This is a genomic window from Streptomyces sp. NPDC031274, assembly GCF_055570235.1.
This window is the reverse complement of sequence record NZ_JBVIHP010000020.1, coordinates 171,048-197,745: the sequence shown is the minus strand read 5'-3', so window position 1 is coordinate 197,745 and position 26,698 is coordinate 171,048. Positions and strand designations below refer to the sequence as shown.

Genomic DNA, 26,698 nt, shown 5'->3' with positions numbered 1-26,698 from the left:
ATGGGCCTCACCCTCGCCGGGAAGATCGCGGGCGACGAGCACGCGCAGACCGTACAACTGCTCATCGAGTACGACCCCCAGCCGCCGTACGACGCGGGCTCACCGGAGAAGGCCCCGGCGGCGCTGGTGGAGAAGTTCCGGGCGCAGAGCGTGTCCTAGCCGTCTAGGACGTTAGGACGTGGCCAGGGCCGCAGCGGTCAGTTCGCACCAGACGTACTTGCCGGTGTCCCCGCTCTTCGCAAGCGGGTACCAGCCCCAGCCGTCGGAGCAGGACTCGATGAGGGCCAGACCTCGCCCCTCCTCGGCTTCCGGATCGGCGATACGCAGGGGCGGCGTCGGCGGTGTGGGATCGGCGTCCCATACGCCGATCCGGAGGACGCAACCGGCCCAGCGCAGGCGCAGAGCCGCGGGGCCTTTCGTGTGGCGTAAGGCGTTGCTGACCAGCTCGGTGGCCAGGAGTTCGGCGGCTTCTGCGAGGTGGGGCAGTCCGTGGGCGTTGAGGATGAGGCGAAGGGTGCGGCGGCAGATGGTGACGGCGCGGAGGTCGTGGGGGGCGTAGAGGGTGTACTCCCACGGTTCGCCCTGCTCGTTCGGCTCGCCCTGCTCGTTCGGCTTGTTCGGCTTGTTCGGCTTCTCGTTGATGGCTCTTGGCATGCGTAACTCCGAGTGGAGTGAGGGAGGTTGAGTCCGCTCCGGCATCGGGTGGTGGCATGCCGCGCCCGCCGTGGCATGGCGGGGCGGTGCGCTTCCGGGCGCCCGTGAACTTCGGAGCGTGTGCGCTGCGTCACTAAAAGTAGGGGTTCAGTTGTACCCCGTCAAGTAAGACTGGGATACTCCTACCTCTCAACTCCCAGGAGGGGCAGGGCGCATGCCGGCGAGGAGCATCATCACCGCACGACAGGAGCGGCTTGGCGCCGAGCTGCGCAAGCTCCGGGAGCGTGCGGGGCTGACGGGGCGAGAGGCGGCGCGGGCCGCGGGAATCGCTGAGACCAAGGTTTCGGCGATGGAGGCGGCGCGGGTCGGGGTGAGCGCGGAGCGGGTGCGCCATCTGGCGGGCCAGTACGCCTGCGACGACGCCGCGCTTGTGGATGCGCTGGTGGACATGGCGACCGAGCGTGGTCGCGGATGGTGGGAGGAGTACCGCGGGCTGGTACCTGCGGGCTACCTGGAGATGGCCGAACTAGAGGAGCACGCCACCTATCTGCGCACTTTCCAGAGCGCACACATTCCGGGGCTCCTCCAGACCGAGGCCCAGGTCAGAGCGCTCCTCGTCCCCTCGGTGCCGAAGTTGACCGATGAAGAGCTCGATCGGCGTGTGCGGTTCCGGATCGCGCGCCAGCAGGTCGTCGAGGGCACGCCACCGGCTCCGTACGAGGCAGTCATCCATGAAGCGGCATTGCGTATCCGAGCCGGTGATCGAAAGGTGGCCCGTGCCCAGCTGCTCCACATCCTGGATCGCGCTGAACTCCCCCATGTGACGGTCCGCGTGGTCCCGTTCGACGTGGACGGCTTTGCGGGAATCAACCATCCGATGCTGTACGCGGGCGGTGCCCACCCTCAACTCGACACCGTCTACCTGGACACCCCTCACGGTGGGGACTTCGTGCACGCTGAAGCCCAGTTGAGTAGATGCCGAGGCGTCCTCGGCAGCGTGGAGCATGCCGCGTTGGGGGTCGTAGAGTCGAAAGACTTCATCCACGGACTCGTACAGAGCATGTGAAAGGTCTCTTCATGGCACAGGACATCGTGTGGCAGAAGTCCTCGTTCTCAGGCGGCCAGGACTCGTCGGACTGCGTGGAACTCGCATCCGCCGAGGGAGTTGCCCACCTCCGCGAAAGCGACGCCCCCACCCAAGTCCTGTCCCCCTCCCCCGAAAGCCTCGCCGCGCTGATACGCCACATACGGTCGAGGAAGAGCTGACCACCCACGTCCGCGCACCCGGCCGCCCCCCCCCGGCCGCATGGACGCGAGCTGCAAGAAAGTCCCACCGACACGCCGCGCAGACGCCGTATCAATGGGACTTTCCTGCAATCCGCCCCCCATGCCCCCCCCCACCACGCCTACCGGCGGGACGCCAGCGTCGCCTCGATCTTCGCGATGAACGCATCCGGCGTCCGGAACACCTCCTCCGCCCCGAACCGCAGCACCACCCGCACCTCAGGGCACGCCGCGAGGTCGTTGTAGCGGGCCAAGTCCCGGCGGTGGGCCTCTCGTGAGCCGTGGTAGGCGTAACCCTCGATCTCGACGACCACTCCCTCCTCCCGGAAGAGGAAATCGGGGCGGCAGCGGCGGCCGTTCGGCGTCAGCAGTTCCGCCTGAGTGGAGGGGCGAAGGCCCGCGTCGAGCATCCGCAGCCGCGCCAGCGTCTCCGCCGGTGACCCCGCTCGAGGGTCGGCGAGGGTCAGCCAGTCGCCCGCCCGGCCGCCGGAGCGCGCGAGCGGGGCGGACATGGCCAAGGACGCGGCGACGGCGTCCGTGGCGATCAGCGGAGGGCGCCGGACGCCGCCCACCGTTCGCCAGGTCAGCGCCGACTCGACGGCCACGAGCGCCTCGTCCCTCGGGCCGCACCGCAGCAGGTCCGCCAACGTGCGCGCGACCGTCGTCACCCGCAGCCCTCGCGTCACGGTGACGTCCTGCGGTGGCAGCGGCGACCAGTGCGTACGCGCCCCGGTACGGCGCCGCGAACAGCGCGGGTCGGTGAACTCCAGCTCCTCCCGGAGCAACTCGACCCTCCAGAGCACCGCTGCTGATCTATGGCTCGCCGTCAGGCCTGGCATGGCCAGTTGGCCCGCCCGCAAAAGGAGCGGCAGATCCACCGCACGTCCCGGCTCGGCCCAGGCGCCGCCCGGGAGCCGCGTCCACCCCTCGGCGGCCAGCCACCGGAACAGCGTGCTCCGGGGCCAGCCCGCCTCCATGGCCCGGCGCGCGAGCAGCACGCCCTCGACGGCCAGTTCCCGCAACCCCGGCAGTCGCCGCTCTCGTGTTTCCCCCATCCCGCAAGGCTCCCGCAACGGAGTCCGTCCCGTGCGCCCTGTGGACAACCACCGTCATGCCGCCGTCATGCCGCCGAGTGGAACGCCCCCAGCCAGTCCACCAGAAGCCGGTTCACCTCGAAGGCCCGCTCCTGCTGCACCCAGTGGCCACAGCCCTCAAGGATGTGCGACGACACCAGGCCGGGCAGGGTCTCCGGGTACGCCTTGATCGCGTCGGCCATCCATGTCGTCGACGCGTCCTGGTCGCCGCCGATGAACAGTGACGGCTGGACGATCGGGGCTCCGTCCCATGCCGCCAGGTCCTCCCAGTCGCGGTTGACGTTGCGGTAGCGGTTGAGCGCGCCGGTCAGGCCGGTGCGCTCGAACTCGGCCGCGTACACGTCGAGATCCTCCTCGGTCAGCCAGGAGGGGAGGCCCGATCCCGGCACGAAGCGGTCCGACATCCGCCCGCCCTTGGGCACGAAGTGCAGGCTAGGGGCGTCCGGCGGCGGCATCGTGTCCGCCGACACCCCCGCGTAGAACCCCGCGAGCCACCCCCGCACATCCGGCTCGATCTCCGCCTCCGCCCTCCCCTGCTCCTGGAAGTAGCTGACGTAGAACTCCTCGTCGGGGCCGCCGATCATGGCGAACGCGTCCGAGGGGCGGAAACCGTTCCGGGGCGCGTACGGAACGCTCAGCAGGCCCACCGCGGTGAAGACGTCCGGCCTGAGCAGCGCGGAGTTCGCCGCGATGCCCGAGCCCCAGTCGTGGCCGACGATCGTCGCGGTCTCCGCACCCAGGGCACGTACGACACCCACGTTGTCGGCGACATGCGCCAGCATCCGGTACGCGTCCACCTCACGCGGCTTCGACGAGCGGCCGTATCCGCGCACGTCGATCGCCACCGCGCGGTAGCCCGCCTCGGCGAGAACAGGGAGCTGGTGACGCCATGAGTACCAGGACTCCGGGAAGCCGTGGACCAAGAGGACCAGCGGGCCCGTGCCCTGCTCCACCAGGTGGATCCTGCCGCCTCCAGGGACGTCCACCAGTCGGTGGTGCTGAGTGGGGTGCGTCATGGTTCCTCCCGGATAAGGATCAGGATCACTGAATACGTCGTACGTCATGATCCTGCGCGGCCCCCTCCCCCGCCCGCGAGGAACTTTGCCGACTTGGCAAAGACGGACGCAAAGACGGATCGCTCACCCCCGCGCCACCACCACCGCCGCCTTGAGGTCCGCCCAGAACTCCGGTCGGACCGTGACCCGGAACCCCAGCCGGTACACCGTCGTCCGCTCCCTCCCCCGCACCCGCAGCCGCACCTCCGTGGGGCCCGGGTGCGCGCGCAGGATCTCCTTGAGGCGGGCGACCGCGTGCGGGGTGACCTGGGGCCCGTGCATGTCGAGGAGTACGGGCGCGTCCGCCGCCGCCTGCGAGAGGTCCGGGACCGAGAGTTCCATGCCGACCAGGCGCGGGACGTCCTCCCGCTTGTCGAGGCGGCCCTTCACGAAGACCACCGTGTCCTCCACCAGTTGGGTGGAAAGGAGCTGGTACGTCGCCGGGAAGAACAGGCACTCAAGGGACCCCGCCAAGTCCTCCACCGTGGCCACCGCCCACGCGTTTCCCTGCTTCGTCACCTTGCGCTGGAGGCCGGAGATGATCCCGCCGATCGTCACCACCGCGCCGTCCGCGTGCTCGCCCCCGGTCAGGCTCGCGATCGCCGCGTCGGCCTTGGCGGCCAGGACGTGCTCGATGCCGAACAGGGGATGGTCGGAGACGTAGAGGCCGAGCATCTCCCGCTCCTGGGCGAGGAGGTACGTCTTCTCCCACTCCTCGGAGGGGAACTCCACGTCGAGACCGAGACCGCCCCCCGGCCCGGCCGTCTCCCCCTCCCCACCGAAGAGGTCGAACTGGCCCTCCGCCTCCTTTCGCTTCACCTGCACGACGTTGTCGATCAGGGGTTCGTAGCAGGCCGTCAGCCCCTTACGCGTATGGCCCATCTCGTCGAACGCGCCCGCCTTGATGAGGGATTCGGTCGTCCGTTTGTTGCACGCGGTCGCGTCCACCTTCTCCAAGTAGTCCGGGAAGGACTCGTACTTCCCTTTCTGCTCACGGCACTTGACGATCGAATCGACCACCTGCACGCCAACATTCCGCACCGCCGACAGACCGAAGACAATGACGTCGTCGCCCCGAGCCGCGAAGTTCGCCACCGACGCGTTCACGCTCGGCGGCAGGACCCTGATCCCCATCCGGCGGCACTCGTTGAGATAGACCGCCGACTTGTCCTTGTCGTCACGGACGGAGGTCAGTACGGCGGCCATGTATTCGGCCGGGTAATTCGCCTTCAGGTACGCCGTCCAGTACGAGACCAGTGCGTACGCCGCCGCATGCGCCTTGTTGAACGCGTACCCCGCGAACGGGACAAGGACGTCCCAGACCGCCTGGATCGCCTCGTCGCTGTATCCGCGCTCCCGGCACCCGTCCCGGAAAGGTACGAACTCCTTGTCCAGGACCTCTTTCTTCTTCTTGCCCATGGCCCTGCGCAGCAGATCCGCCTGGCCCAGCGTGTATCCCGCGAGCACCTGGGCCGCCTTCTGCACCTGCTCCTGGTAGACGACCAGGCCGTACGTCAGGCCGAGCACATCCCGCAGGGGCTCTTCCACCTCCGGATGGATGGGGGTGATCTCCTGTTGGGCGTTCTTCCGCAGCGCGTAATTCGTGTGCGTATTCATGCCCATCGGGCCGGGGCGGTACAGCGCAGTGACCGCCGTGATGTCCTCGAACTCGTCCGGCTTCATCAGCCGCATCAGTGAACGCATCGGCCCGCCGTCGAACTGGAAGACGCCGAGAGTGTCTCCCCGGCTGAACAGTTCGAAGGTGCGGGTGTCCGCCAGGGGAATGGAGAGCAGGTCGAGCCGCACGTCTCTGTTCGCCGCCACCATCTTCACCGCGTCGTCCATGATGGTGAGGTTGCGCAGGCCCAGGAAGTCCATCTTGAGCAGGCCGAGCGACTCGCACTGCGGGTAGTCCCACTGCGTGATCGTCACGCCGTCGCTGTGCCGCACCCATACCGGCACATGGTCGGTGATCGTCTCGCTGGACATGATGACGCCGGCCGCGTGCACGCCCATCTGCCTGACCAGGCCTTCCACGCCCTTCGCGGTGTCGATTACCTTCCGCACGTCGGGTTCGTTCTCGTACATTCCACGGATCTCGCCCGCCTCACCGTGGCGGGGGTGGGCCGGGTCCGTGATGCCCGCGAGTTCAATTCCCTTTCCGCCCGCGTCCGGTGGCATCGCTTTGGTGAGGCGGTCGCCCATCGCGTACGGATATCCGAGGACCCGCGCGGAGTCCTTGATGGCGTTCTTCGCCTTGATCTTTCCGTACGTGCCGATCATGGCGACCTTGTCGGCGCCGTACTTCTCGGTCACGTACCGGATCACTTCCACCCGCCTGCGCTCGTCGAAGTCGATGTCGACGTCCGGCATCGACACGCGCTCGGGGTTCAGGAAACGCTCGAAGATCAGGCCGTGCGTGAGGGGGTCCAGGTCCGTGATTCCCATCGCGTACGAGACGAGTGAACCGGCCGCCGAGCCGCGTCCCGGGCCCACCGCGATGCCGTTGCCCTTCGCCCACATGATGAAGTCGGCGACCACCAGGAAGTATCCGGGGAACCCCATCTGGATGATGACGCCCATCTCGTACTCCGCCTGCCGCGCGTACTCCTCCCCCACCCCCTCGGGAAAGCGTCGCCGCATTCCCGTGGCCACCTCCTCCCGGAACCAGCTGACCTCCGTGTAGCCCTCCGGCACGTCGAACCTGGGCATGAGATCGCGCTTCTCGAACATTCCGGTGGTGTCGATCTGCTCGGCGACCAGGAGGGTGTTGGCGCAGCCCTGCTGCCAGGCGTCCGATGAGTCGATGGCGTACATCTCGGCTGTGGACTTCAGGTGATAGCCGGTGCCGTCGAAACGGAAACGGTCGGGGTCGGAGAGGTTCTTGCCCGTCTGAATGCAGAGCAGGGCGTCATGGGCGGTCGACTCGTGGGCGTACGTGTAGTGCGAGTCGTTCGTGACCAGCGGCGGGATCGCCAGTTTCCTGCCGATCTTCAGGAGGTCGTCGCGAACCCGGCTTTCGATCTCGATGCCGTGGTCCATCAGTTCCAGGAAATAGCGGTCCTTGCCGAAGATGTCCTGGTATTCGGATGCGGCGGTCAGCGCCTCGTCGAACTGGCCGAGGCGCAGGCGGGTCTGGAGTTCGCCGGAAGGGCATCCGGTGGAGGCGATGAGCCCCTGTGACCACTGGGCGATCGTCTCCTTGTCCATGCGCGGCCACTTCTGGAGCCAGCCTTCGGCATACGCGTCGGAGGAAAGGCGGAAGAGGTTGTGCAGGCCGGTGCTGTCGGCCGCCCAGAGCGTCTTGTGGGTGTAGCCACCGGAGCCGGACACGTCGTCGCGCTTCTGGTGCGGCTGACCCCACTTGACCTTCCGCTTGTCGCGGCGGGACTCCGGGGCTACGTACGCCTCGATGCCGATGATCGGCGTGACGCCCGCGCCCTGCGCCTGGTGGAAGAAGTCGTACGCGCCGTGCAGATTGCCGTGGTCCGTCATCGCGATGTGCGACATCCCCATGTCGGCGCACGCCGTGAACATGTCGCCGAGGCGGGCGGCGCCGTCGAGGAGTGAGTACTGGGTGTGGACGTGCAGGTGGGTGAAGGGCTTCGGCACTTCCACTCCCGTGGTCGGTCAGTCGGGCGATCAGTCAGTCGGCGGCCGTGGCCGACTCGGCTTCCTCGTCGAGCCGTCGGGCGATGACGCGCAGGCCGACCGCCACCTCGTGGGCCGACGGCGCGTGGTCGGGGTCGATCAGCCACTGCTGGGTCAGGCCCGCCACCAGAGCCATGTGGACCGAGCCGACCGCGCGGGCCGTGTCCGGGTCGTCGGCGGCGTCGATGCCGTGCAGGTGGGCGGCCATCTCGGGGCGTGCGCGCTCGTACGCGGCGGCGATCTGCTCGCGGATCTCGGGAGCGCGCTCGGCCTGGGCGAAGGCCTCGGTGCTCGCGACCAGCATGGGGCGGTCGGTGGCCTGGGAGCCGATGATGCGGGCCCACATCTGCTGGAGGGGCTCGGGATGCTCCGACGGGCCGTCCATGATCGCCGTGCCCCACTCCATGAGGGTCTCCAGGAGGGCGGCGTTGAGCAGCGCCTCCTTGGAGCCGTAGTGGTAGTTGATCGTCCCGACGGGGGCGTTGTTCGCGGCTGCCGCGATGTCCCGGGAGGTCGTTCGGGCGTACCCCCGCTCCTGGAGGCATCGCTTGGCGCCGGTCATCAGCTGTTCTCGGTGTCCCATGAACCCACCGTACAACAGACTTGAACGTCCGTTCAGAACGAGCGTTCAGAACGTCTGTTCAGGATGAGGGCTCAGGACGTCCGTTCAGATGGGGTGGCCGAAAGGGTGGCAGCAGGCGTGGCCGGAACGCATGCGCCCGTCGGCCGACGGAGGAAACTGGCTGGACAGCCCCCGCGTTGCTCGCAGATAGTGCCGCGCATGACCTCTCTTGTGCGCCACCTCACGTTCGACTGTTCCGACGCCTACCGTCAGGCCACCTTCTGGGCCGAAGTACTCGGCGGGAAGATCGCCGACGACGACTTCCCCGGTGATCCGGAAGCCACGGTCATCGCCGAGGGCACCACCCTGCTCTTCGTGACCGTGCCCGACGCCAAGAGCGTCAAGAACCGGCTGCACGTCGATCTTCAGCCGCAGGACCGCACCCGCGACGAGGAGGTCGAGCGGGTCATCGGGCTCGGCGCCAAGCTCGTGGAGGACCACCGGGTGCCCGACGGGCGCGGCTGGGTCACCCTCAGCGACCTGGAGGGCAACGAGTTCTGCGTCGAGCGCAGTGCGGGCGAGCGCGCGGCGACCGAGTAGGCCGGAGGCGGGCAACTACGCGCGTCGGCCGCGCAGTTCGTGCTTGAGGACCTTGCCGCTCGCGTTCCTCGGGAGGTCCGTCACGAACTCGATCTCCCTGGGGACCTTGTAGTTCGCCATTTCGCGGCGTGACCACGCGATCAGGTCGTCGGAGGTGAGGACCGCCCCCGGGCGGCGCACCACGTACGCCTTGCCCACCTCGCCGAGCCGCGAATCCGGGACGCCGATCACCGCCACGTCCGCGACCTGCGGATGTACGCCGATCAGCTGCTCTATCTCGGCGGGGTAGGCGTTGAATCCGCCGACGATGAACATGTCCTTGATGCGGTCCGTGATCCGGAGGTTGCCCAGTTCGTCGAGGACCCCGACGTCGCCCGTCCGCAGCCAGCCGCCCGGCGTGAGCGCCTTCTTCGTCTCCGCCGGGTCCTCGAAGTAGCCCTGCATGACGTTGTGTCCGCGTACGAGGATCTCGCCGGGGTGGCCCGGTGAGAGCTCCTCGCCGCCGGGGCTCACCACCCGCACCTCCGTGTCCGGGATGGCCCGGCCCGAGGTGGAGGCGATGGTCCGCGCGGTGTCCGTCTGGTGGCACATCGTGACGATGCCGCTCGCCTCCGAGAGGCCGTACGCCGTCAGGACCGTGGCGATGTGCAGTTCGGCGCGCAGGCGCTCGACCAGTTGCAGCGGGACCACCGCCGCGCCCGTCACCACCAGACGCAGGGCCGACAGGTCGTGCTGGTCGCGGGCCGGGTGATCGAGGAGGGACTGGTGGAGGGTCGGGGGGCCGGGGAGTACGGAGATCCGTTCCGCTGCCACGTTCGCGAGGACCGTGTCCACGTTGAAGACCGGCTGCGGGACCATCGTCGCGCCGCGCATCAGGCAGGCGATGATCCCCGCCTTGTAGCCGAAGGTGTGGAAGAACGGGTTGACGATCAGATAGCGGTCGCCTTCGCACAGGCCCGCGAGTTCGCTCCAGATGCCGTAGCAGCGCAGGGTCTGGGCGTGGGTGATCACGGCACCCTTGGGGCGCCCTGTGGTGCCCGAGGTGTAGACGATGTCCGAGGGGGCCGAGCCTTCGACGGAGTCCGCGCGTGCCCGTACGTCCTGGCCGCTCACTCCGTCACCGCTGGCCAAGAAGTCCTTCCAGGCACGGAAGTCCTCCGGGGCGTCGTCGGACAGGACCACCACCTGTTCCAGGTCGGGGAGACCGGGCAGCGGCCCTCTCCCCTTCCCCCCTCCCTTCCCCTCCGCGGCCGCGCGGCGCAGTGACGCGACGTACGACGTGCCGAGGAAGGTGCCGGTCACGAAGAGCAGCTTCGCGCGGCTGCGTTGCAGTACGTAGGCCGCCTCGGCTCCCTTGAAGCGGGTGTTCAGCGGGACGAGGACCGCGCCCGCCGATACCGCTCCGAGCGCCGAGACGATCCAGTCCAGGGTGTTGGGGGCCCAGACGGCCACGCGATCACCGGAGTTGACACCGTTGGCCACGCACGCGGCGGCGGCTCTCTCTACGCGTCGGCCGAGCTCGGCGTACGAGACGCGGGTGCGGCCCTCGACGACCGCCTCCCGGTCCCCGAACCGCTCGGCCGCCGCCCGGACCAGTCCCGGGATGCTGCCCCACTCCAGGTCGCCGCGCATCACAAGCCCCTCCGCCGCAGTAGCTGACTATCCGTCAGATTAGCTGTAACCTGACGCGCTGTCAGCAGTCGGGACGACGTATGGCGAAGCCCCCCGGGGCCTCGCCACTACGCCACTCGCGGAGGTGCCGTTGCCCATGGCTTCACTCAAAGACGCTACAGCGATAGTCGGGATCGGGCAGACCTCGTTCGCCAAACAACTGCCCGAGGACGAGAAGACGTTGGCCTGCCGGGCGATCGTCGCCGCGCTCGACGACGCGGGCATCGCCCCTTCGGAGGTCGACGCGTTCGCCTCGTACACGATGGAGGAGACGGACGAGGTCGAGGTCGCCAAGGCGATCGGCGCGGGCGACGTGACCTGGTTCAGCAAGGTCGGCTACGGGGGCGGCGGTTCCTGCGCGACCATCGCGCACCTCGCGTCCGCCGTCGCCACCGGGCAGGCCAACGTCGGCATCGCCTGGCGCTCCCGCAAGCGGGGCAGCGGGCCGCGCCCCTGGAAGAACACCGCGGTCCAACTCCCCACGCCCGCACAGTGGACCCGCCCCTTCGGCCTGCTCCGCCCGGCGGACGAGATCGGGATGCTGGCGCGCCGCTACATGCACGAGTACGGGGCGACCCGCGACCACCTCTTCAATGTGGCCCTCGCGTGCAGGAACCGGGCGAACCAGAATCCGGCCGCGATGATGTACGAACGGCCGCTGACCCGCGAGATGTACATGTCGTCGCGATGGATCAGCGAGCCGCTGTGCCTGTTCGACAACTGCCTTGAGACAGACGGCGCGTTGGCGTGCGTGATCGTGTCCGCCGAGCGGGCGGGGGACTGCCGGCAGAAGCCCGTGTACGTCCACTCCGTCGCCCAGGGGCTGCCCGCGCAGCACCACGGGATGGTCAACTACTGGAACGACGACCCGCTGACCGGCCCCGCGTGGACGGCCGCCCGACACCTTTGGAAGCAGGCGGACTTCGGCCCGCAGGACGTGGACGTGGCCCAGATCTACGACGCGTTCACGCCCCTGATCCCGCTGTCCCTGGAGGGGTACGGCTTCTGCGGCCGGGGCGAGGGCGGCGCCTTCACGGAGGGCGGCGCGCTGGAGAGCGGCGGCCGACTGCCGATCAACACCGGCGGCGGCGGCCTGAGCGAGGCGTACGTCCACGGCTTCAACCTCATCAACGAGGGCGTGAAGCAGCTGCGGGGCACGAGCACGGCTCAAGTGCCGGACGCGGCGACGTGCTTGGTGACGGCGGGCGAGGGCGTACCGACGTCGGCGGTTCTGTTGCGGGCCCCTTGAAGGGCGCGGGGAACTGCGCGGGGAACTGCGCGGGGAACTGCGCGGGTAACTGCGCGAGCAACCACGACGGCCCGCAGACGGAAGAGGCGAGAACGTGACAGACGCGACCACCGAGCCCTTGCTCTCCCCCACCATCGATACGGACGGCGCCCCCTTCTGGGAGTACGCCGCCCGAGGCGAACTCCGCGTACAAGCCTGCACCGCCTGCGGCGAGCTGAGGTTCCCGCCGAGGCCCTGCTGCCCCCACTGCCAGTCCTTCGACAGCGAGTGGCGCAGGATGAGCGGACGCGGCCGCATCTGGTCCTACGTCCGCCCGCACCCGCCCCTGCTCCCCGCCTACGCCGAGCAGGCCCCGTACAACGCGATCATCGTCGAACTGGCCGACGCCCCCCGCATCCGCCTGGTCGGCAACCTCGTGGCCGCACCGGATGCCCCGCTGAACTCCGTCGACCCCGACCGCCTGCGCATCGGCGCGAAGGTGCAGGTCGCGTTCACCGACGTGGGCGGGATCGCGACGCCCCGCTGGCTCCTGGAACGGCCATGACGGCTGCGGGCGCGCTGCGTACGGTGATCGACAAGGACACGGGCGTAGCGGTCGTCACCCTCGACCGCCCCGCACGCCACAACGCCATCGACGCCGCGACCTGCGAACAACTCGGTGCCACCTGGCGGGAGTTCCGCTTCGACGACACCGTACGGGCGATCGTCCTCACCGGCGCGGGAGAGAAGGCGTTCTGCACGGGCATCGACCGCGACACGGACGTACCGCAGCCCGGGTCCCCCTACTCGATGGACGATCCGCTCCTGTCCGTCGGCCCCAAGGCCAACGACCTGTGGAAGCCGGTCGTCGCCGCCGTCAACGGCATGGCGTGCGGGGGTGCCTTCTATCTCTTGGGCGAGGCGGAGTTCGTCATCGCCGCCGAGCACGCCACGTTCTTCGACCCGCACACCACGTACGGCATGGTCAGCGCGTACGAGGCGATCCTCATGGCGCAGCGCATGCCGCTCGGCGAGGTCGCGAGGATGTCGCTGATGGGGACGGCCGAGCGGGTCTCCGCGCGGCGGGCGTACGAGATCGGCCTGGTCTCCGAGCTGGTCGCCTCCGCCGACCTCCTGACGGCGGCCGTACGCGCCGCCGAGGTCATCGCCGCCTGCCCGACGGAGCCGGTCCAGGGCACCGTGCGCGCGCTCTGGGCGGCGAAGGAGGCGGCCCGCACCCAGGCCCTGGCCCAGGCGCCGCACCTCATCGCGCTCGGCAATCTACCGCCGGAGCGACAGGCGGGGCTCTTCACGGGGCGCGGATCCGAATTCCGCACCAGGTGAGCGGGTGACCGGGTGAGCCACCGGGTGACCGGGTGAGCGCGTGACCAGGTGAGCGCGTGACCAGGCGAGCGCGTGAGCGGGTGAAAGTGCCGGGCGGTCGCCTCGCGCGGTTCATCCACTCGGCGTAACGTCACCAGTGGACGGCCGCCGTCCGGAGCCCCTTCCGCACACTGGTACGACGGCCGTCACGACGCGGGCCCCACCCAGGAACGATCCGGCCCGGCCTAGGACCGGGCGGTCCCGGTTCCCCGCTCCGCGTCCAGCGCGTACACGCACCGGTCCTTGCTGCACGCGTACACAACGCCGTCCCGCACCACCGGAGCACCGGTGATCTCGCCGCCGGTGGCCAGCTTCCAGCGGAGGCGGCCGTCGTCCGCCTTCAGGGTGTACAGCAGGTGGTCCGTCGAACCGAAGTGGATCCGCCGGTCGGCTACGACAGGCGTGCCGACGACCTCGCCGCCGGCCTGGAAGCGCCACTTGGGCGTTCCCGTCACCGCGTCCAGCGTGTAGAGCCCCTTGCCGCTGCCCACGTGCACGTGACCGTCCGCGACGAGCACGGGCTCGATCGACGCCCGGGACTCCGTGGCGATGCGCCAGCGGTCACGGCCGTCCATGGCGTCCAGGGCGTACACGGTCCCGAGGTAGTCCGCGAGGTACACGCCACCGCCGGTGACCGCGGGTCCCGGCGCGTACGCGGGCGGGCACAGGAACGCGGCGGGCGCCTCGAAGTGCCAGCGGACGTGCCCGCCGGACACGTCGATCGCCAGGACCCGGGACCCCGCGGACACGTACACGTACCCGTCCTGCGCGGGCGCGAGCCGCACCGGAACGCCGCCGCAGGAGGCCGCGTCGCCGACGGGGTACGACCAGCGCTCCTCGCCGGTACGGGCCTCCAGGGCACGCAGGCGCGCGTCCTTCCAGACGTAGACCGTGCCGTCATGGACGACGGGTCCCGCCTCGGGCGTCTCGAAGTCGGTCTGGGCCCCGGTGATCTCCCAGAGCTTCTCGCCGTTCGCGGCCTCCCAGGCCTGTACGCCGCCGCCGCGCGTCCCGGTGACGACGGTGCCGCGGTCGGCCTGCAGGGAGTACACCCAGGCGTCGGTCGACAGGCGCCACAGGTCGGTGCCCTCGGCGCCGTCGAGGGCGTAGAGCGTGGGGCCGTCCGAGGCGTGGATACGTCCGTCGGCGACCGCCATGGACCAGGCGACGTCCCGCGTCTTGAAGCTGCGGCGGCCCGTGCCGACGTCCAGGGCGTGGACCTCGAAGGACGTGACGTACACGAGGTTCCCCGCGACGGCGGGCGTCCCCCAGACGTCGTTCGACATCCGGAACCGCCACGGCCGCCACGCGGCCCCCGCGTCCGGCGCGGCGGTGGGGGCGGGCACCACGGGGTCGACGCCGTTCGTGGCGGCCTTGGACCGCGACCACGAGGCGGCGAGCCCGCCGTCGGCGGGCGGCGCGCTCACGGCGGCGGCGCGCGCTTCGGCCACCCGCGGTCCCGGACCGATCGGCACCTTCGCCCCTGCGAGGTGCACGGGACCGGCGTCCGGCACGTTCCCGAAGGGGGGCGGCTGCGTCGGCGGGGCGGGCACCGGCGGCGCGTGCCGCGGAGGCGGCGGTGCGACGGCGGGGGCACCTCCACGGCCGCCACCGCTGCGCCCGGAGGCGGCGAGCGCGGCCCGCACGGGCGGACGGCCGCCCCGGCGCGCCTCGATCAGCGCGACGGCTCGCTCGGGCAGCCAGGCGGAGGCGGTGCCGCTGTCGCCGTCCTCGCTCTCCGAGGCGAAGAGGTGGGGTGCCAGCTGGGCCTGGAGGTCGTTGGGGCTCGGCCGCAGCGGCGCCTCCATCTGCATGCACGTCTCGATGAGCGGGCGCAGCTCGTCCGGAAGTCCTGCCAGGTCAGGGCCCTCGCGGAGCAGCATGAAGACGGTCTCGACGGGGTTCGCGCCGTGGAAGGGTGCGTGTCCGGTGGCGGCGAAGACGAGCATCGAGCCGAGCGAGAAGACGTCGCTCGCGCCGGTCACGCTGCGTGAGTCCTTCGCCTGCTCGGGCGACATGTACGCGGGTGTGCCCACCGCGACGTTCGTCATGGTCAGCCGGGTGTTGGAGACGCCGGACGCGATGCCGAAGTCGATCACGCGCGGTCCGTCCTCCACCACGAGGACGTTCGACGGCTTGAGGTCACGGTGGACGAGGCCCGCGCCGTGGATGGACTCCAGGGCCTCGGCGACGCCGGCCGCCAGCCAGCGCACGGCCTGGGTGGGCAGCGGCCCGTGTTCATTCACTATTTCTTCGAGCGAGGGGGCCGGTACGTACGCGGTGGCCAGCCACGGCACCGCCGCACGCGGATCGGCGTCCACCACAGCCGCCGTATAGAAACCGGACACGGCCCGTGCCGCCTCGACCTCACGCGTGAAACGGACGCGGAACAGCTGGTCCTCGGCGAGCTCGGTCCTGACCGTCTTGATCGCCACGCGCCGCCCTGACGCGGAGCGCGCGAGGTAGACAAGCCCCATGCCACCGGCTCCGAGCCGGCCGAGCACCTCGAACGGGCCGATCCGCCTCGGATCGTGCTGCGTCAGCTGATCCACCACTTGCCCTGCCACCTCCCCGTACGCGGGCGCCGTATGAGCGGCCCCGAGCAGCGTCTCACCACCGAGCCGCTCCGGCGGCACGCACCCTGATTCTTCCTGTACGGGGCGACGGTTGCGAACCCGGGGCGGGATCGGGGTGTTGTGGGACAAAGGAGACGCAAGAGGAGACGAGATACGCGAGTGACGCCTGAGTCGAACACATGAGCTATTCGAGCGCGGCGCCGGGCCTCGGCACAGAACACCGGATTTGTGGCGCGAAAGAGGGGACGAATACCGCCTCCAACCCCATTTGCACTCGGCCGAATCGCGCTCCGATCACCCCTCGGTAAGCTGACGGCATGACAGGACAGGTACGTACCGTCGACGGCCGCGTGGCCGGTCGGCGCGGTCAGGCGACGCGTCAGAAGCTGCTCGACTGCCTCAGCGAGATGCTCAGCTCCTCGCCCTACCGGGACGTCAAAGTCATCGACGTCGCCCGGAAGGCGGGGACTTCACCCGCGACCTTCTATCAATACTTCCCCGACGTCGAGGGCGCCGTCCTTGAGATCGCCGAGCAAATGGCGGCCGAGGGAGCGGAGTTGACCCAGCTCCTCGACGGCCGATCCTGGGTCGGCAAGGCGGGGTGGCAGACCTCCCAGGAGCTGGTCGAGGGCTTCCTCGACTTCTGGCGCAAGAACGACGCGATCCTCCGGGTCGTCGATCTGGGTGCCGCGGAGGGCGACAAACGCTTCTACAAGCTCCGTATGAAGATCCTGAACTCGGTCAACAACTCCCTTACCGAGACGGTCAAGGAGCTCCAGGCCAAGGGCAAGGTCGACAAGGACGTGAACCCGGCGGCGATGGCGGGCTCCCTGGTGGCGATGCTCGCCGCGGTCGCCTCGCACCAGCGGGGCTTCCAGACGTGGGGCGTCAAGCAGGCCGAACTGAAGCCGAACCTCGCACTGTTGGTGCATCTGGGCGTAACAGGAAAGAAGCCGACGAAGTAGGGCATCTCGTTTATCTTCTCCCGCGCGTTCCCGCGCTTTCCCGCACTCTCCCGCGCTCTCCTGCGCTCTTCATCTCTGACGCTTCACCAAGTCCTGTCACCGCAGCGGCGGATCACGGTGTTCCAGTGATCCGCCGTTGTGTTCCCCGGGCAACCGATCCGTACGTCTGGTTCGTGCGTGCGTGCGTGCGTCTTGTCCGTGCGCGTGCCTAGTTCGTCCGTACGTCTAGTCCGTGCGCCGCTCCAGGCGGAACAGCCGGATCTCCCGTTCCACGCGGGACTGGTACGTCGCGTACGGCGGCCAGAACGTCAGCACCGCACCCCACGCCGAGTCCCGCTCATCCCCCGCCAACAGCCGCGCCCTGACCGGAATGTCCGCTCCCTGCCAGTTGACGTCGGCATCCGGATGGGCGATGAGGTTGCCGGTCCATACGGGATGCCCCGGACGCCCGAAGTTGGAGCCGATGAGGATCCAACTCCCCGATTCCTCCGGCATACAGGCCAAGGGCGTACGCCGCGGAATCCCGCTCTTGGCGCCGCGCACCGTCAGGATCACCCCCGGCAGCATCTTCGCGCTGAGCAGCACCTTGCCTCGCGTGAGGCGGTGCACCGTGCGGTCCATGGCGGGGATGAAGTGCGGGGCGATCTTCGCGAAGATCCTGGTGGACGACATCTTCTGCATCAGGCGGACACCGGGGGCCATCAGACGGCCACCGTCGGGGTCGAGGGCGGAGTCGAGGTCGAGGGCGAGGGCGGGGTCGGAGTCGAGGTACGGGTCGGCGTCGGTGCGAACAGCTCAGCCTGTTCCGCCGCGCGTGCCCGCAGCCGGTGCACGGGCCCGAAGAGCAGCTCGTCGCTCGACGCCCGCTTGAAGTACAGATGCGCCTCGTGCTCCCAGGTGAACCCGATGCCGCCGTGCAACTGCACGGCCTCCGACGCCGCGGTCCGCAACGCGTCGAGCGCCTGCGCGAGCGCAAGACCCCCGGCCCGTTCGGAGCCCACACCAGCCCGTTCGGATCCCGCACCAGCCCGTTCGGATCCCGCACCGGCCCGTTCGGGTCCCGCTCCAGCGGCCCACGCCGCGTAGTACGCCGCCGACCGCGCGGCCTGCACCTGCACATACACATCCGCGAGACGGTGCTTGACGGCCTGGAAGGACCCGATCGCCCGCCCGAACTGCTCACGCTGCTTGACGTACTCGACCGTCCGCTCAAGTGCCCTGTCCGCCGCACCCACGGCCTCCGCGGCCAGCACGGTGGCGGCGACGTCACCGACCGCGGCGAGCGCCCCCGGCACATCGGCGTCATCGGCGGCACCCAGCAACTCCGCCTCCACGTCACGCAGTTCTACGCGGGCCTGCGGCCTGGTCTCGTCGAGGGCCGTCTGCCGGGTCCGTACGAGACCGGCGGCCCCTCCCCGTACGAGATAGAGGAGAGTGCGCGAGCGGGCGTACCCCCCGGTGTGCGCGGCCACGACGAGCAGCCCCGCGCTGTGCCCGTCGAGGACCTGCTCGGCCTGGCCGTAGAGCCGCCAGACGCCGTCCGACAGCCTGGCCTGCACTCCGCCCGCACGGCCGCCGCCCGACCAGTCGCCGAGGTTGTCGCCGACGAGGCCGAGCGCGGTGGCGAGCCCCGCGCCGGGCACGGCGAGCGCGGCGGCGAGAGTGCCCTCCGCGATGCGCGGAAGCAGCTGCGACCGCTGCTCGTCGGTGCCCAGGCGCTGGAGGAGCGGGGCGACGAGCGCGGCGGTGGCGAAGAGGGGCGAGGGGACGAGGGCGCGGCCCAGTTCCTCGCTGCCGAGGGCGAGCTCCGCCGGGCCGCACCCCACTCCCCCGTACGCCTCGGGGACGGCGATACCGGGCAGGCCGAGCTGTTCGGCGAGGGCGGACCAGAGGGCGGCGTCGTACCCGGCGGGAGTGCGGACCGCGGCCCGCACCTCGTCGGGGCCGCAGCGTTTGGTGACGAGCTCACGAAGGGTGCGGCGGATTTCTTCCTGCTCCGCGGTGAAGGCGGCGTCCATCGGCGAGCTCCTCCCCGGGCCGTCGCCGTGTGCGACGACCCAGATCTGACGGATCGTCATGCTAAGACGGCACCCGCCAGATGCACAGGGCCGGGACGGCACGTAACGGCTCCCTGAGTACGCGCGATCTGATGTACCGTCAGATTCATGCCAACTCCCCTTCCTCCAGACCCTTCCGCGGCGTCGGCCGGTGCGGGCGCGTCGGCGGACAGCCCGCGGAACAGCCCGCAGGACGGCCCCCGGAACCGACCGCAGAACGGCCTGCGGAACCGCCCGCAGAACCGCCCGCGCAAGGTGGCCGTCGTCGGCATATCCCTCTCCGACTGCGGCCGCGTGGACGAGGCCACCCCCTACGCCCTGCACGCCCAGGCCGCCCGCCGCGCCCTCGCCGACTCGGGCCTGGGCCGCGAGGTCATCGACGGCATCGCGTCCGCGGGTCTCGGCACGCTCGCCCCGGTCGAGGTCGCCGAGTACCTGGGCCTGAAACCACGCTGGGTCGACTCCACCTCTGTCGGCGGCTCCACCTGGGAGGTCATGGCGGCCCACGCGGCGGACGCGATCGCCGCCGGGCGCGCCAACGCCGTACTCCTCGTGTACGGATCGACGGCCAGAGCCGACATCAAGGCGAAACGACGCACGTCGAACCTCTCCTTCGGCGCGCGCGGCCCCCTCCAGTTCGAGGTCCCGTACGGCCACTCCCTGATCTCCAAGTACGCGATGGCCGCGCGCCGCCACATGCACGAGTACGGCACGACGCTCGAACAGCTCGCCTCCGTGGCGGTCCAGGCACGGGCGAACGCCGCGACCAACCCCGACGCGATGTACCGCGACCCGATCACCGTCGACGAGGTCCTGGACGGCCCGATGATCGCGGACCCGTTCACCAAGCTGCACTGCTGCATACGTTCCGACGGCGGATGCGCGGTGCTCCTCGCGGCGGAGGAGTACGTGGCCGACTGCGCGTCGACGCCGGTCTGGGTGCTCGGCACCGGCGAGCACGTCTCGCACACGACGATGTCGGAGTGGGAGGACTTCACGGTCTCCCCGGCGGCGGTGAGCGGGCGCCTGGCGTTCGAGCGGGCGGGGGTGCGCCCCGCGGACGTCGACGTGGCGGAGATCTACGACGCCTTCACCTACATGACCCTGGTGACCCTTGAGGACCTGGGTTTCTGCGCGAAGGGCGAAGGCGGCGCGTTCGTGGAGAAGGGCCGCCTGCTGCGGGACGGCGAACTGCCCACGAACACGGACGGCGGCGGCCTCTCCGCCCAGCACCCCGGAATGCGCGGCCTGTTCCTGCTCGTGGAGGCGGTACGGCAACTGCGCGGCGACGCGGGCGAAGGACGCCAGGTGCGGAAGGCGGGAGGAAGGCTGCCGGAGGTGGCGGTGGCGTCCGGGACGGGCGGGTGGTTCTGCTCGTCGGGGACAGTGGTGCTCGGGCGGGGCTGAGGAGCCGCGCGGGCTCAGGCCGGGGCCTGGCAGTACAAGGCCTGGCAGTACGAGGCCTGGCAGTACATCGCCACGTACACAAGCGGGAGCGACCGCATCGACCGCTTCGACCACGTCGACCCGGGGTTCGAGCCACAGCCCGTCGCGACGACCGCTCCCGTAGATTCGCCGGATGGACGACTCCGAGACCAGGCCCGATGACACCAGGTCCGACGACACCAGGGCCGATGACACCAGACCCGATGACATCACCCACGGCCGCGCCCTCCTGCGCTCCCTCCGCGTCTGGGACACCGAACTTCCCGACTTCGACCCGGCGACCGCCCCCGCAGGGCCGCTGCCCCTGTTCTGGCAGTGGTTCGTGGACGTGGCCGAGGCGGGCCAGGTGGAACCGCACACCATGACCCTGGCGACGGCGGACGAGGCGGGCCACCCGGACGTACGGACGCTGATGCTGCACGACGCCGACGCGTCCGGCTGGCACTTCGGCTCGCACGCGGGCAGCGCGAAGGGCCGCCAGCTCGCGGCACGCCCGGAGGCCGCGCTCGGGTTCTACTGGCCCGTGCAGGGCCGCCAGATCCGGGTGCGTGGCCGGGTGACGACGGCGAGCGCCACCGAGAGCCGCGCCGATCTCGCACGCCGTTCGCCCGGGGCACTGGCGTCGGCACTGGTCGGCAGGCAGAGCGAAGTGCTGCCGTCGTACGGGGACCTGGTGGCCGCGAGCCAGGCCGCCTGGGAGCACGCGCAGGCCGAGCCGGACGCCCCGGCGCCGAGCTGGACGCTGTACGTACTCGAACCGGCGGAGGTCGAGTTCTTCCAGGGGGAAGCGCGGCGCCGGCACGTGCGGCTGCGGTACCGGCGAGGTACGGACGGGAACTGGGTCAAGGAGCTGCTGTGGCCGTGACGGTGAGCACGCGGGAGGTCAGCGCGTGAAGCGGTACTGCGTGAAGTCCCGCACCGGGCTGTAGCCGATCCGCTGATACAGCGCGGTGCTCGTGGGGTTGGCGAGGTCGGCGAAGAGCAGCACCTCGTCCGCCCCGTCGGCCAGCGCGGCACGGCTGACCTCGACGGTCGCGGCTCCCGCGTAGCCACGGCCGCGGAGTGCGGCGGGGGTGTAGACGGGGGCCACCCGGACCTGGCCCGCGATGCGTCGCGTGCGGCCCGCCATGGCGGCGGGGGTGCCGTCGGGGGTTTCCCACAGGGTGATGCTCCCTTCGGCGATGCGGTAGTCGGCCCAGGCCCCGGAGCCCATCACCCGGCTCTCCCCCAAGGCCTCGCCGAACTCCCTGTGCCAGCGCGTCAGCAGCTCCCGGTCCGCCTCGGCGGCGACGCGCGCGCGTCCCTCCGGGGTGGGCTCCGGCGGGGTGAGAGCCCCCAGGCGGTACAGCCGGTCCCGGTGGGCGACTTCGGCGGTGGCCCCCGTGCGCCGCTCCCAGGCCCGTGCGAACGCCTCCGCGGTCTCCCGCTCGCCTCCGACGCCGGGCAGCTTCTCGCCCGCGTCGGAGAGCAGCGCGGCGAGGTCGTCGGCGGCCGTCCTGTCGACCAGGGGGCTCAGCGAAAGCCGGTGCGGCGGGGTCCACAGGAAGACGCCCTCCACGGCTCCGTCGGCGCCGTCGGCGCCGGTGCGGATACCGAAGCGGGGTGCGTCGTCCCCGTACACATGGAGCCCTCGCGTGCGCAGATTGTCGGAGGCACTGAGCAGTGTGGTGTGCACGGCGGGGTCGGAGCGCAGGAAGTCCCCGGCGCGGGCCAGAAATTGGTCGAGGTCGGAGGTCAACTGCCAGCTGCCGTGCGCGTCTGAGGAGGCCATGGACCATGATCCCTCGCCTCTCGTGCTCCGCGAAAGCGGATTACGAAGCCCGCGGGGAGGCCCGCCGAGAAACCCGCCGGGAAGCCAGCCGGAACACCGGCACCGTCACGCCCGCCCCCTCCGCCTCCTCCCCCACCTCGCGGAACGCGACCTCAAGCGCCATCCCGATCCGCAGACCGTTCCGTAGGTCGTTCCGTAGGCCGTTCCGTAGGCCGTTCCGCAGCTCACCCTCCTCACCGTCGACGATCTCCGTCATCATGCGCGGCCCCTCGGCGAGGTCGACGACCGCGGCGACGTACGGGACACGGGAGCCGAACGGCGGCAGGTCGTTCCGGTGCACGACGGACCAGGTGTAGAGCGTGGCGCGGCCGCTCGCCCGCTCCCAGCCGCCTTCCTCGCTCCAGCAGTACGGGCAGAACTCGCGCGGATAGTGGTGCGCCTTGCCGCACCCCCCGCAGCGGCGGATCAGGAGGTGCCCCTCCGAGGCCGCGTCCCAGTAGGGGCGGGTGAAGGCGTCGGGCTCGGGAAGGTCGAAGCGCGGGTTCACAGATCGAGCCAGAGCGTGTCCATGCGGCGGTCTCTCCCATTCCGGATGAAGGTTTCTGACGGTACGTCAGTTCAGCGTATGCCCGCCCCTTGCGCAAGAGGCGTACGCAAGAGGCCGTACGCCGCGTGGGCCCTCCGACGTGCGATGAAGCCCACGGACACAGGGCGCGCCGCCTACACCCGTGATCAATTCGCAACCGGTTTGGGGCTTGACCGTCCCCCATCAAGTGACCGCGTGATTACTCTCAGATTCATGGCCGACACCATTCCCCCACAGACGCCACAGCAAGATCGCCCCGTGTACGTCGTCGGCGGCGGACCCGGCGGGCTCTCCGTGGCGGCCGCCCTGCGCGCGCGAGGCGTACGCGCGGTCGTGCTCGAGAAGTCCGACCGCGTCGGCGCCTCCTGGCGCACGCACTACGACCGCCTGCACCTGCACACGACACGACGCCTCTCCGCCCTGCCCGGACTCGCGATACCGCGCTCCTTCGGACGCTGGGTGTCACGTGACAACGTCATCCGCTATCTGGAGAAGTACGCCGAGTTCCACCAGCTGGAGATCGTCACCGGCGTCGAGGTCTCCCGCCTGGAGCGCGCGGCCGACGGCACGGGCTGGCTCCTTCACGCCACCGGCGGCCGGGAGCTGACCGGCAGCGCGGTCGTGATCGCCACCGGGTACAACCACACCCCCCACCTGCCCGACTGGCCCGGCCGCGACACGTACACGGGCGAACTCGCGCACGCGAGCGCCTACCGCGCCCCGCACCCCTACCAGGGCAAGGACGTCCTGGTCGTGGGCGCGGGCAACACCGGCGCCGAGATCGCCGTCGACCTCGCCGAGGGCGGCGCCGCCCGCGTGCGCCTCGCCGTGCGCACCGCGCCGCACATCGTCCGCCGCTCCACGGCGGGGTGGCCCGCTCAGCGCACGGGCATCCTGTGCCGCAGACTGCCCGTCTCGCTCGTCGACCGCCTCGCGGGCCCCATCGCGAAGATGAGCGTCCCCGATCTGTCCGCGCGGGGGCTCCCCCGCCCCGGCACCGGCCTGTACTCCCGCGTCAAGGAGGGTGCGATCCCGGTGCAGGACGTGGGCCTGATCGACGCGGTGCGCAAGGGCCGGGTCGAACCGGTCGCGGCCGTCGAGTCCTTCGAGGGCGGCAAGATCACCCTCGCCGACGGCACGCTGATCGCTCCCGAGGCGGTCATCGCGGCCACGGGCTACCGGCGCGCCCTGGAGCCGCTCATCGGCGACCTCGGCGTACTCGACAAGAAGGGCACCCCGCTCGTCCGCGGCGCCCGCACCTCGAAGGCGGCCCCCGGCCTCTTCTTCACCGGGTTCACCAACCCCATCAGCGGCATGCTGCGGGAAATGGCCCTGGACGCCGAGAAGATCGCGAAGGCTATCTCCAGAGCGCTCTGACACGACGGCCCACCCTCCCTCTCCCTGGGCGGCTCCCCCTCCCCTCGACCGACTCCCCCTCCCTCAGCCCGCCCCCCTCCCTCGGGCGGCTCCCCCGCCGCCCCTTCCCCCAATGGCTTGAACCCCCCGCCCCGGTGGCCTCGGCTGCCGGGGCGGGGTAGCGCTCGCGTGCACATGGGTACGGATGAGGCAGCGCACCGGCACGGACGACAAGGGTGTTACGGGCGGTACGGGCAGTTCCCGCTTCAGGCTTTTGCGTGCAGCACTGTTCCTGACACAGCGTCAGTTAAGTAATCTGACTATGCGTCAGTTGAGTTGCTGTCACACAGGAGCGGGGCGGACCGATGCTTGGATCGACATACGGCACCTTCACCACCGACCCCCGCCGCGCGCGTGTTGTGGCCTGCGGCGAAACCCCGGCACCCGCCGTCCACGGACAGACCGCCACGGCGGACGACCTGGACGTCGGCGGACGGCCTCTGCACGCCGACGTACCGGACCTGGACCGGTTCTTCCGGCCCGAGTCCGTCGCCGTCATCGGCGCGTCCGACGCCGAGGGCCGACCGAACACCGGCATCACCCGTCAGCTCATGGACTGGGCCGAGCGGGGCGGCGCGCGGCTGTATCCCGTGCACCCCACACGTCAGTCCGTCTTCGGCACCCCCTGCTTCCCCTCCGTCGCCGACCTGCCGGAACAGGTCGATCTGGCCGTACTCCTCGTCAGTGATCCCCTTCCCGTGATCGAGGAACTCGCCGAGTCCAAGGTGAAGTTCGCGGTCGCCTTCGCCTCCGGGTTCGCCGAGACCGGTGAGGAGGGCGCGGCCGCACAGGCCCGTCTGACCGCCGCCGTGGAGCGCTCGGGCATCCGCCTCCTCGGGCCCAACACCAATCTCAACGCCTTCGAGAAGTTCCGCGACGACCTCGAAGGACCGGCGATCGCCCTGATCACCCAGTCCGGCCACCAGGGCCGCCCCGTCTTCACGATGCAGGAGATCGGCGTACGCCTCTCGCACTGGGCGCCCACCGGCAACGAAGCCGACCTGGAGACCGCCGACTTCATCTCCTACTTCGCCGAACGCCCCGAGGTCGGAGCCATCGCCTGTTACGTCGAGGGCCTCAAGGACGGCCGCTCCTTCCTGCTCGCCGCCGACCGCGCCGCCCAGCGGGGCGTGCCCGTCGTCGCGGTCAAGGTCGGCCGCACCGAGACCGGCGCCCGCATGGCCGCCTCACATACCGGCAAACTCACCGGCGCCGACGTGGTCGTCGACGCGGCGATGCGGCAGTTCGGCGTGATCCGCGTGGACGGGCTCGACGAACTCCAGGACACGTCCGCCCTGTTGGCCCGGGCGCGGGCTCCGCAGGCCGAGGGTGTCGTCGTCTATTCGATCTCGGGCGGCACGGGCGCGCACTTCTCGGACCTGGCGACCGAGGCGGGGCTGCGGCTTCCCGCTCTCTCCGACGCCAAGCAGGCGGAGCTGCACCAGTGGATACCGGACTACCTGAACGTCGCTAACCCCGTCGACAACGGCGGGCACCCGGTCGGCGACTGGCGCGGCCGGAAGATCATCGACGCGATCCTGGACGATCCGGAGGTGGGGGTGCTGATCTGTCCCATCACCGGGCCCTTTCCGCCCATGAGCGACAAGCTGGCGCAGGACCTGGTGGACGCGGCGGAGCAGACGGACAAGCTGGTGTGCGTGGTGTGGGGCTCGCCCGTCGGCACCGAGGAGGCCTACCGCACGACGCTGCTCGGCTCGTCGCGCGTCGCCACCTTCCGCACCTTCGCCAACTGCATCACGGCGGTGCGCGCCTATCTGGACCACCACCGGTTCACGACCCGCTACCGCTCCCCCTTCGCCGACGCGCCGCGCACGGCCTCCCCCTCCTTCCGCAAGGCCCAGGCCCTGATGCGGCCCGGTCAGCAGCTGAGCGAGCACGCGGCGAAGCAGCTGCTGCGCGCGTACGGGATTCGCGTGCCGCGCGAGCAGTTGGTGACCAGTGCGGCGGCGGCCGTGCGGGCGGCGGGACTCGTCGGCTACCCGGTGGTGATGAAGGCGTCCGGGGCGCACCTCGCCCACAAGACCGAACTGGGCCTGGTGAAGGTCGGGCTGACCTCGGCGAGCCAGGTGCGCGACGCCTATCGGGAACTGACCGACATCGCCCGCTACGAAGGGATCGCGCTGGACGGCGTCCTTGTCTGCCAGATGGTGGAGCGGGGCGTCGAGATGGTCGTGGGCGTGACGCACGACGATCTTTTCGGGCCGACGGTGACCGTGGGGCTCGGGGGTGTCCTCGTCGAGGTCCTGCGGGACGTGGCCGTGCGGGTGCCGCCCTTCGGCGAGGACCAGGCGCTCGCGATGCTCTCCGAGCTGCGCGGGAGGCCGCTCCTCGACGGGGTCCGTGGCGCGCCCCCGGCCGACATCGACGCCCTCGTCGAGGTGGTGCTTCGGGTGCAGCGGATGGCTCTTGAACTTGGCGACGAACTGGCTGAGCTGGATATCAACCCCCTGATGGTGTTGCCGCGGGGTCAGGGCGCGGTCGCGCTCGACGCTCTCGCAGTCTGTCGTTGAGCGACGCTCGGCGCCCTCGCCGCCTGCCGCCGAGCCCCGCACGACGCTCTCGCCATCCGCCGCCGAGCGCCGCACGACGCCATCGCCGTCCGCCGCCGAGCGGCTCGGCGCGAGACCACGGCTGTGCGGCGGACGCTTCCCGCCCACCACCCGCCTGATCACGCACCT

The 26,698-nt window shown here is 70.4% G+C and carries 22 protein-coding genes and 1 pseudogene; 12 read left to right on the top strand and 11 right to left on the bottom strand.

Annotation, left to right across the window (positions count from 1 at the left end; all coding sequences use genetic code 11):
- A pseudogene (locus tag ACZ5CR_RS29610) lies at positions 1-159 on the top strand (DJ-1/PfpI family protein); the annotation flags it as partial.
- Between the two features lie 12 nt (positions 160-171).
- Here ACZ5CR_RS29610 and ACZ5CR_RS29605 read toward each other — a convergent pair.
- Complete coding sequence (locus ACZ5CR_RS29605; RefSeq protein ID WP_468862866.1) at positions 172-654, bottom strand: ATP-binding protein; 483 nt, start codon at positions 652-654, stop codon at positions 172-174.
- 214 nt (positions 655-868) lie between these two features.
- On the opposite strand from ACZ5CR_RS29605, the gene ACZ5CR_RS29600 reads away from it, so the two are divergent.
- Both ACZ5CR_RS29600 and ACZ5CR_RS29595 read left to right on the top strand, forming a co-directional pair.
- Entirely contained in the window at positions 869-1,720 is an 852-nt protein-coding gene (locus tag ACZ5CR_RS29600; protein ID WP_468862864.1) for a helix-turn-helix domain-containing protein, read from the top strand.
- An 11-nt stretch (positions 1,721-1,731) separates the two neighbouring features.
- Positions 1,732-1,920 carry a DUF397 domain-containing protein gene (locus tag ACZ5CR_RS29595; RefSeq protein ID WP_468862862.1) on the top strand — a complete coding sequence of 63 codons (189 nt, stop codon included), beginning with the start codon at positions 1,732-1,734 and terminating at the stop codon, positions 1,918-1,920.
- Between the two features lie 140 nt (positions 1,921-2,060).
- Here the strand turns inward: ACZ5CR_RS29595 and ACZ5CR_RS29590 are convergent, their stop codons facing one another.
- The 4 genes from ACZ5CR_RS29590 to ACZ5CR_RS29575 all read right to left on the bottom strand — a co-directional run bounded on the left by ACZ5CR_RS29590 (position 2,061) and on the right by ACZ5CR_RS29575 (position 8,321).
- Positions 2,061-2,993, bottom strand: coding sequence for an endonuclease domain-containing protein (locus ACZ5CR_RS29590; protein WP_468862860.1), 933 nt, complete (start codon positions 2,991-2,993; stop codon positions 2,061-2,063).
- A 65-nt stretch (positions 2,994-3,058) separates the two neighbouring features.
- Positions 3,059-4,048 (bottom strand): alpha/beta fold hydrolase, encoded by a 990-nt coding sequence (locus ACZ5CR_RS29585; RefSeq protein WP_468862858.1) that lies wholly within the window; start codon positions 4,046-4,048, stop codon positions 3,059-3,061.
- A 123-nt stretch (positions 4,049-4,171) separates the two neighbouring features.
- Positions 4,172-7,699, bottom strand: coding sequence for a DNA polymerase III subunit alpha (gene dnaE / locus ACZ5CR_RS29580; protein WP_468862855.1), 3,528 nt, complete (start codon positions 7,697-7,699; stop codon positions 4,172-4,174).
- A 34-nt stretch (positions 7,700-7,733) separates the two neighbouring features.
- Positions 7,734-8,321 (bottom strand): TetR/AcrR family transcriptional regulator, encoded by a 588-nt coding sequence (locus ACZ5CR_RS29575; protein ID WP_468862854.1) that lies wholly within the window; start codon positions 8,319-8,321, stop codon positions 7,734-7,736.
- A gap of 198 nt (positions 8,322-8,519) precedes the next feature.
- Here ACZ5CR_RS29575 and ACZ5CR_RS29570 point away from each other — a divergent pair, with 198 nt between their 5' ends.
- Positions 8,520-8,900 carry a VOC family protein gene (locus ACZ5CR_RS29570; RefSeq protein WP_468862851.1) on the top strand — a complete coding sequence of 127 codons (381 nt, stop codon included), beginning with the start codon at positions 8,520-8,522 and terminating at the stop codon, positions 8,898-8,900.
- A gap of 15 nt (positions 8,901-8,915) precedes the next feature.
- Here the strand turns inward: ACZ5CR_RS29570 and ACZ5CR_RS29565 are convergent, their stop codons facing one another.
- Positions 8,916-10,532, bottom strand: a complete 1,617-nt coding sequence (locus ACZ5CR_RS29565; protein ID WP_468862849.1) for a FadD3 family acyl-CoA ligase — start codon at positions 10,530-10,532, stop codon at positions 8,916-8,918.
- A gap of 136 nt (positions 10,533-10,668) precedes the next feature.
- Between ACZ5CR_RS29565 and ACZ5CR_RS29560 the strand changes: the two genes are divergently transcribed.
- The 3 genes from ACZ5CR_RS29560 to ACZ5CR_RS29550 all read left to right on the top strand — a co-directional run bounded on the left by ACZ5CR_RS29560 (position 10,669) and on the right by ACZ5CR_RS29550 (position 13,143).
- A complete protein-coding gene (locus ACZ5CR_RS29560) occupies positions 10,669-11,820 on the top strand; it encodes a lipid-transfer protein (RefSeq protein ID WP_468862846.1) in 1,152 nt (383 codons plus the stop codon).
- A gap of 94 nt (positions 11,821-11,914) precedes the next feature.
- On the top strand, positions 11,915-12,364 hold the full coding sequence (locus ACZ5CR_RS29555) for a Zn-ribbon domain-containing OB-fold protein (protein WP_468862844.1): 450 nt from the start codon (positions 11,915-11,917) through the stop codon (positions 12,362-12,364).
- On the top strand, positions 12,361-13,143 hold the full coding sequence (locus ACZ5CR_RS29550) for an enoyl-CoA hydratase/isomerase family protein (RefSeq protein WP_468862842.1): 783 nt from the start codon (positions 12,361-12,363) through the stop codon (positions 13,141-13,143). Before ACZ5CR_RS29555 ends, ACZ5CR_RS29550 begins: the two co-directional genes overlap by 4 nt.
- A 224-nt stretch (positions 13,144-13,367) precedes the next feature.
- Here ACZ5CR_RS29550 and afsK read toward each other — a convergent pair whose 3' ends face one another.
- Positions 13,368-15,737 (bottom strand): protein serine/threonine kinase AfsK, encoded by a 2,370-nt coding sequence (gene afsK, locus ACZ5CR_RS29545; protein ID WP_468862895.1) that lies wholly within the window; start codon positions 15,735-15,737, stop codon positions 13,368-13,370.
- Between the two features lie 338 nt (positions 15,738-16,075).
- Here afsK and ACZ5CR_RS29540 point away from each other — a divergent pair, with 338 nt between their 5' ends.
- Positions 16,076-16,723 (top strand): TetR family transcriptional regulator, encoded by a 648-nt coding sequence (locus ACZ5CR_RS29540; RefSeq protein ID WP_468862840.1) that lies wholly within the window; start codon positions 16,076-16,078, stop codon positions 16,721-16,723.
- 225 nt (positions 16,724-16,948) lie between these two features.
- On the opposite strand, the gene ACZ5CR_RS29535 is transcribed toward ACZ5CR_RS29540, so the two are convergent.
- The gene (locus tag ACZ5CR_RS29535) at positions 16,949-17,425 is read right to left on the bottom strand and encodes a nitroreductase family deazaflavin-dependent oxidoreductase (RefSeq protein ID WP_468862837.1); all 477 of its coding nucleotides are present in this window, start codon (positions 17,423-17,425) and stop codon (positions 16,949-16,951) included.
- Complete coding sequence (locus ACZ5CR_RS29530) at positions 17,425-18,741, bottom strand: acyl-CoA dehydrogenase family protein (RefSeq protein WP_468862894.1); 1,317 nt, start codon at positions 18,739-18,741, stop codon at positions 17,425-17,427. Before ACZ5CR_RS29530 ends, ACZ5CR_RS29535 begins: the two co-directional genes overlap by 1 nt.
- A gap of 147 nt (positions 18,742-18,888) precedes the next feature.
- Here ACZ5CR_RS29530 and ACZ5CR_RS29525 point away from each other — a divergent pair, with 147 nt between their 5' ends.
- Both ACZ5CR_RS29525 and ACZ5CR_RS29520 read left to right on the top strand, forming a co-directional pair.
- Complete coding sequence (locus ACZ5CR_RS29525) at positions 18,889-20,187, top strand: thiolase C-terminal domain-containing protein (protein ID WP_468862835.1); 1,299 nt, start codon at positions 18,889-18,891, stop codon at positions 20,185-20,187.
- Positions 20,188-20,359: 172 nt separating this feature from the next.
- Entirely contained in the window at positions 20,360-21,091 is a 732-nt protein-coding gene (locus ACZ5CR_RS29520) for a pyridoxine/pyridoxamine 5'-phosphate oxidase (RefSeq protein ID WP_468862834.1), read from the top strand.
- Positions 21,092-21,109: 18 nt separating this feature from the next.
- Here ACZ5CR_RS29520 and ACZ5CR_RS29515 read toward each other — a convergent pair whose 3' ends face one another.
- A complete protein-coding gene (locus tag ACZ5CR_RS29515; RefSeq protein ID WP_468862832.1) occupies positions 21,110-21,997 on the bottom strand; it encodes a GNAT family N-acetyltransferase in 888 nt (295 codons plus the stop codon).
- A 40-nt stretch (positions 21,998-22,037) separates the two neighbouring features.
- Positions 22,038-22,556, bottom strand: coding sequence for a Zn-ribbon domain-containing OB-fold protein (locus ACZ5CR_RS29510; RefSeq protein ID WP_468862892.1), 519 nt, complete (start codon positions 22,554-22,556; stop codon positions 22,038-22,040).
- 240 nt (positions 22,557-22,796) lie between these two features.
- Between ACZ5CR_RS29510 and ACZ5CR_RS29505 the strand changes: the two genes are divergently transcribed.
- Positions 22,797-23,960: a flavin-containing monooxygenase gene (locus ACZ5CR_RS29505; RefSeq protein ID WP_468862830.1), complete on the top strand. Its 1,164-nt coding sequence runs from the start codon at positions 22,797-22,799 to the stop codon at positions 23,958-23,960.
- Between the two features lie 344 nt (positions 23,961-24,304).
- Complete coding sequence (locus ACZ5CR_RS29500; protein WP_468862829.1) at positions 24,305-26,530, top strand: acetate--CoA ligase family protein; 2,226 nt, start codon at positions 24,305-24,307, stop codon at positions 26,528-26,530.
- Positions 26,531-26,698 lie beyond the last annotated feature (168 nt).

Coding starts and splice junctions, on each gene's coding strand:
- ACZ5CR_RS29605 (WP_468862866.1), bottom strand. CDS start 654: ATGCCAAGAGCCATCAACGAGAAGCCGAACAAGCCGAACAAGCCGAAC.
- ACZ5CR_RS29600 (WP_468862864.1), top strand. CDS start 869: ATGCCGGCGAGGAGCATCATCACCGCACGACAGGAGCGGCTTGGCGCC.
- ACZ5CR_RS29595 (WP_468862862.1), top strand. CDS start 1,732: ATGGCACAGGACATCGTGTGGCAGAAGTCCTCGTTCTCAGGCGGCCAG.
- ACZ5CR_RS29590 (WP_468862860.1), bottom strand. CDS start 2,993: ATGGGGGAAACACGAGAGCGGCGACTGCCGGGGTTGCGGGAACTGGCC.
- ACZ5CR_RS29585 (WP_468862858.1), bottom strand. CDS start 4,048: ATGACGCACCCCACTCAGCACCACCGACTGGTGGACGTCCCTGGAGGC.
- ACZ5CR_RS29575 (WP_468862854.1), bottom strand. CDS start 8,321: ATGGGACACCGAGAACAGCTGATGACCGGCGCCAAGCGATGCCTCCAG.
- ACZ5CR_RS29570 (WP_468862851.1), top strand. CDS start 8,520: ATGACCTCTCTTGTGCGCCACCTCACGTTCGACTGTTCCGACGCCTAC.
- ACZ5CR_RS29565 (WP_468862849.1), bottom strand. CDS start 10,532: ATGCGCGGCGACCTGGAGTGGGGCAGCATCCCGGGACTGGTCCGGGCG.
- ACZ5CR_RS29560 (WP_468862846.1), top strand. CDS start 10,669: ATGGCTTCACTCAAAGACGCTACAGCGATAGTCGGGATCGGGCAGACC.
- ACZ5CR_RS29550 (WP_468862842.1), top strand. CDS start 12,361: ATGACGGCTGCGGGCGCGCTGCGTACGGTGATCGACAAGGACACGGGC.
- ACZ5CR_RS29540 (WP_468862840.1), top strand. CDS start 16,076: ATGACAGGACAGGTACGTACCGTCGACGGCCGCGTGGCCGGTCGGCGC.
- ACZ5CR_RS29535 (WP_468862837.1), bottom strand. CDS start 17,425: ATGGCCCCCGGTGTCCGCCTGATGCAGAAGATGTCGTCCACCAGGATC.
- ACZ5CR_RS29530 (WP_468862894.1), bottom strand. CDS start 18,741: ATGGACGCCGCCTTCACCGCGGAGCAGGAAGAAATCCGCCGCACCCTT.
- ACZ5CR_RS29525 (WP_468862835.1), top strand. CDS start 18,889: ATGCCAACTCCCCTTCCTCCAGACCCTTCCGCGGCGTCGGCCGGTGCG.
- ACZ5CR_RS29520 (WP_468862834.1), top strand. CDS start 20,360: ATGGACGACTCCGAGACCAGGCCCGATGACACCAGGTCCGACGACACC.
- ACZ5CR_RS29515 (WP_468862832.1), bottom strand. CDS start 21,997: ATGGCCTCCTCAGACGCGCACGGCAGCTGGCAGTTGACCTCCGACCTC.
- ACZ5CR_RS29505 (WP_468862830.1), top strand. CDS start 22,797: ATGGCCGACACCATTCCCCCACAGACGCCACAGCAAGATCGCCCCGTG.
- ACZ5CR_RS29500 (WP_468862829.1), top strand. CDS start 24,305: ATGCTTGGATCGACATACGGCACCTTCACCACCGACCCCCGCCGCGCG.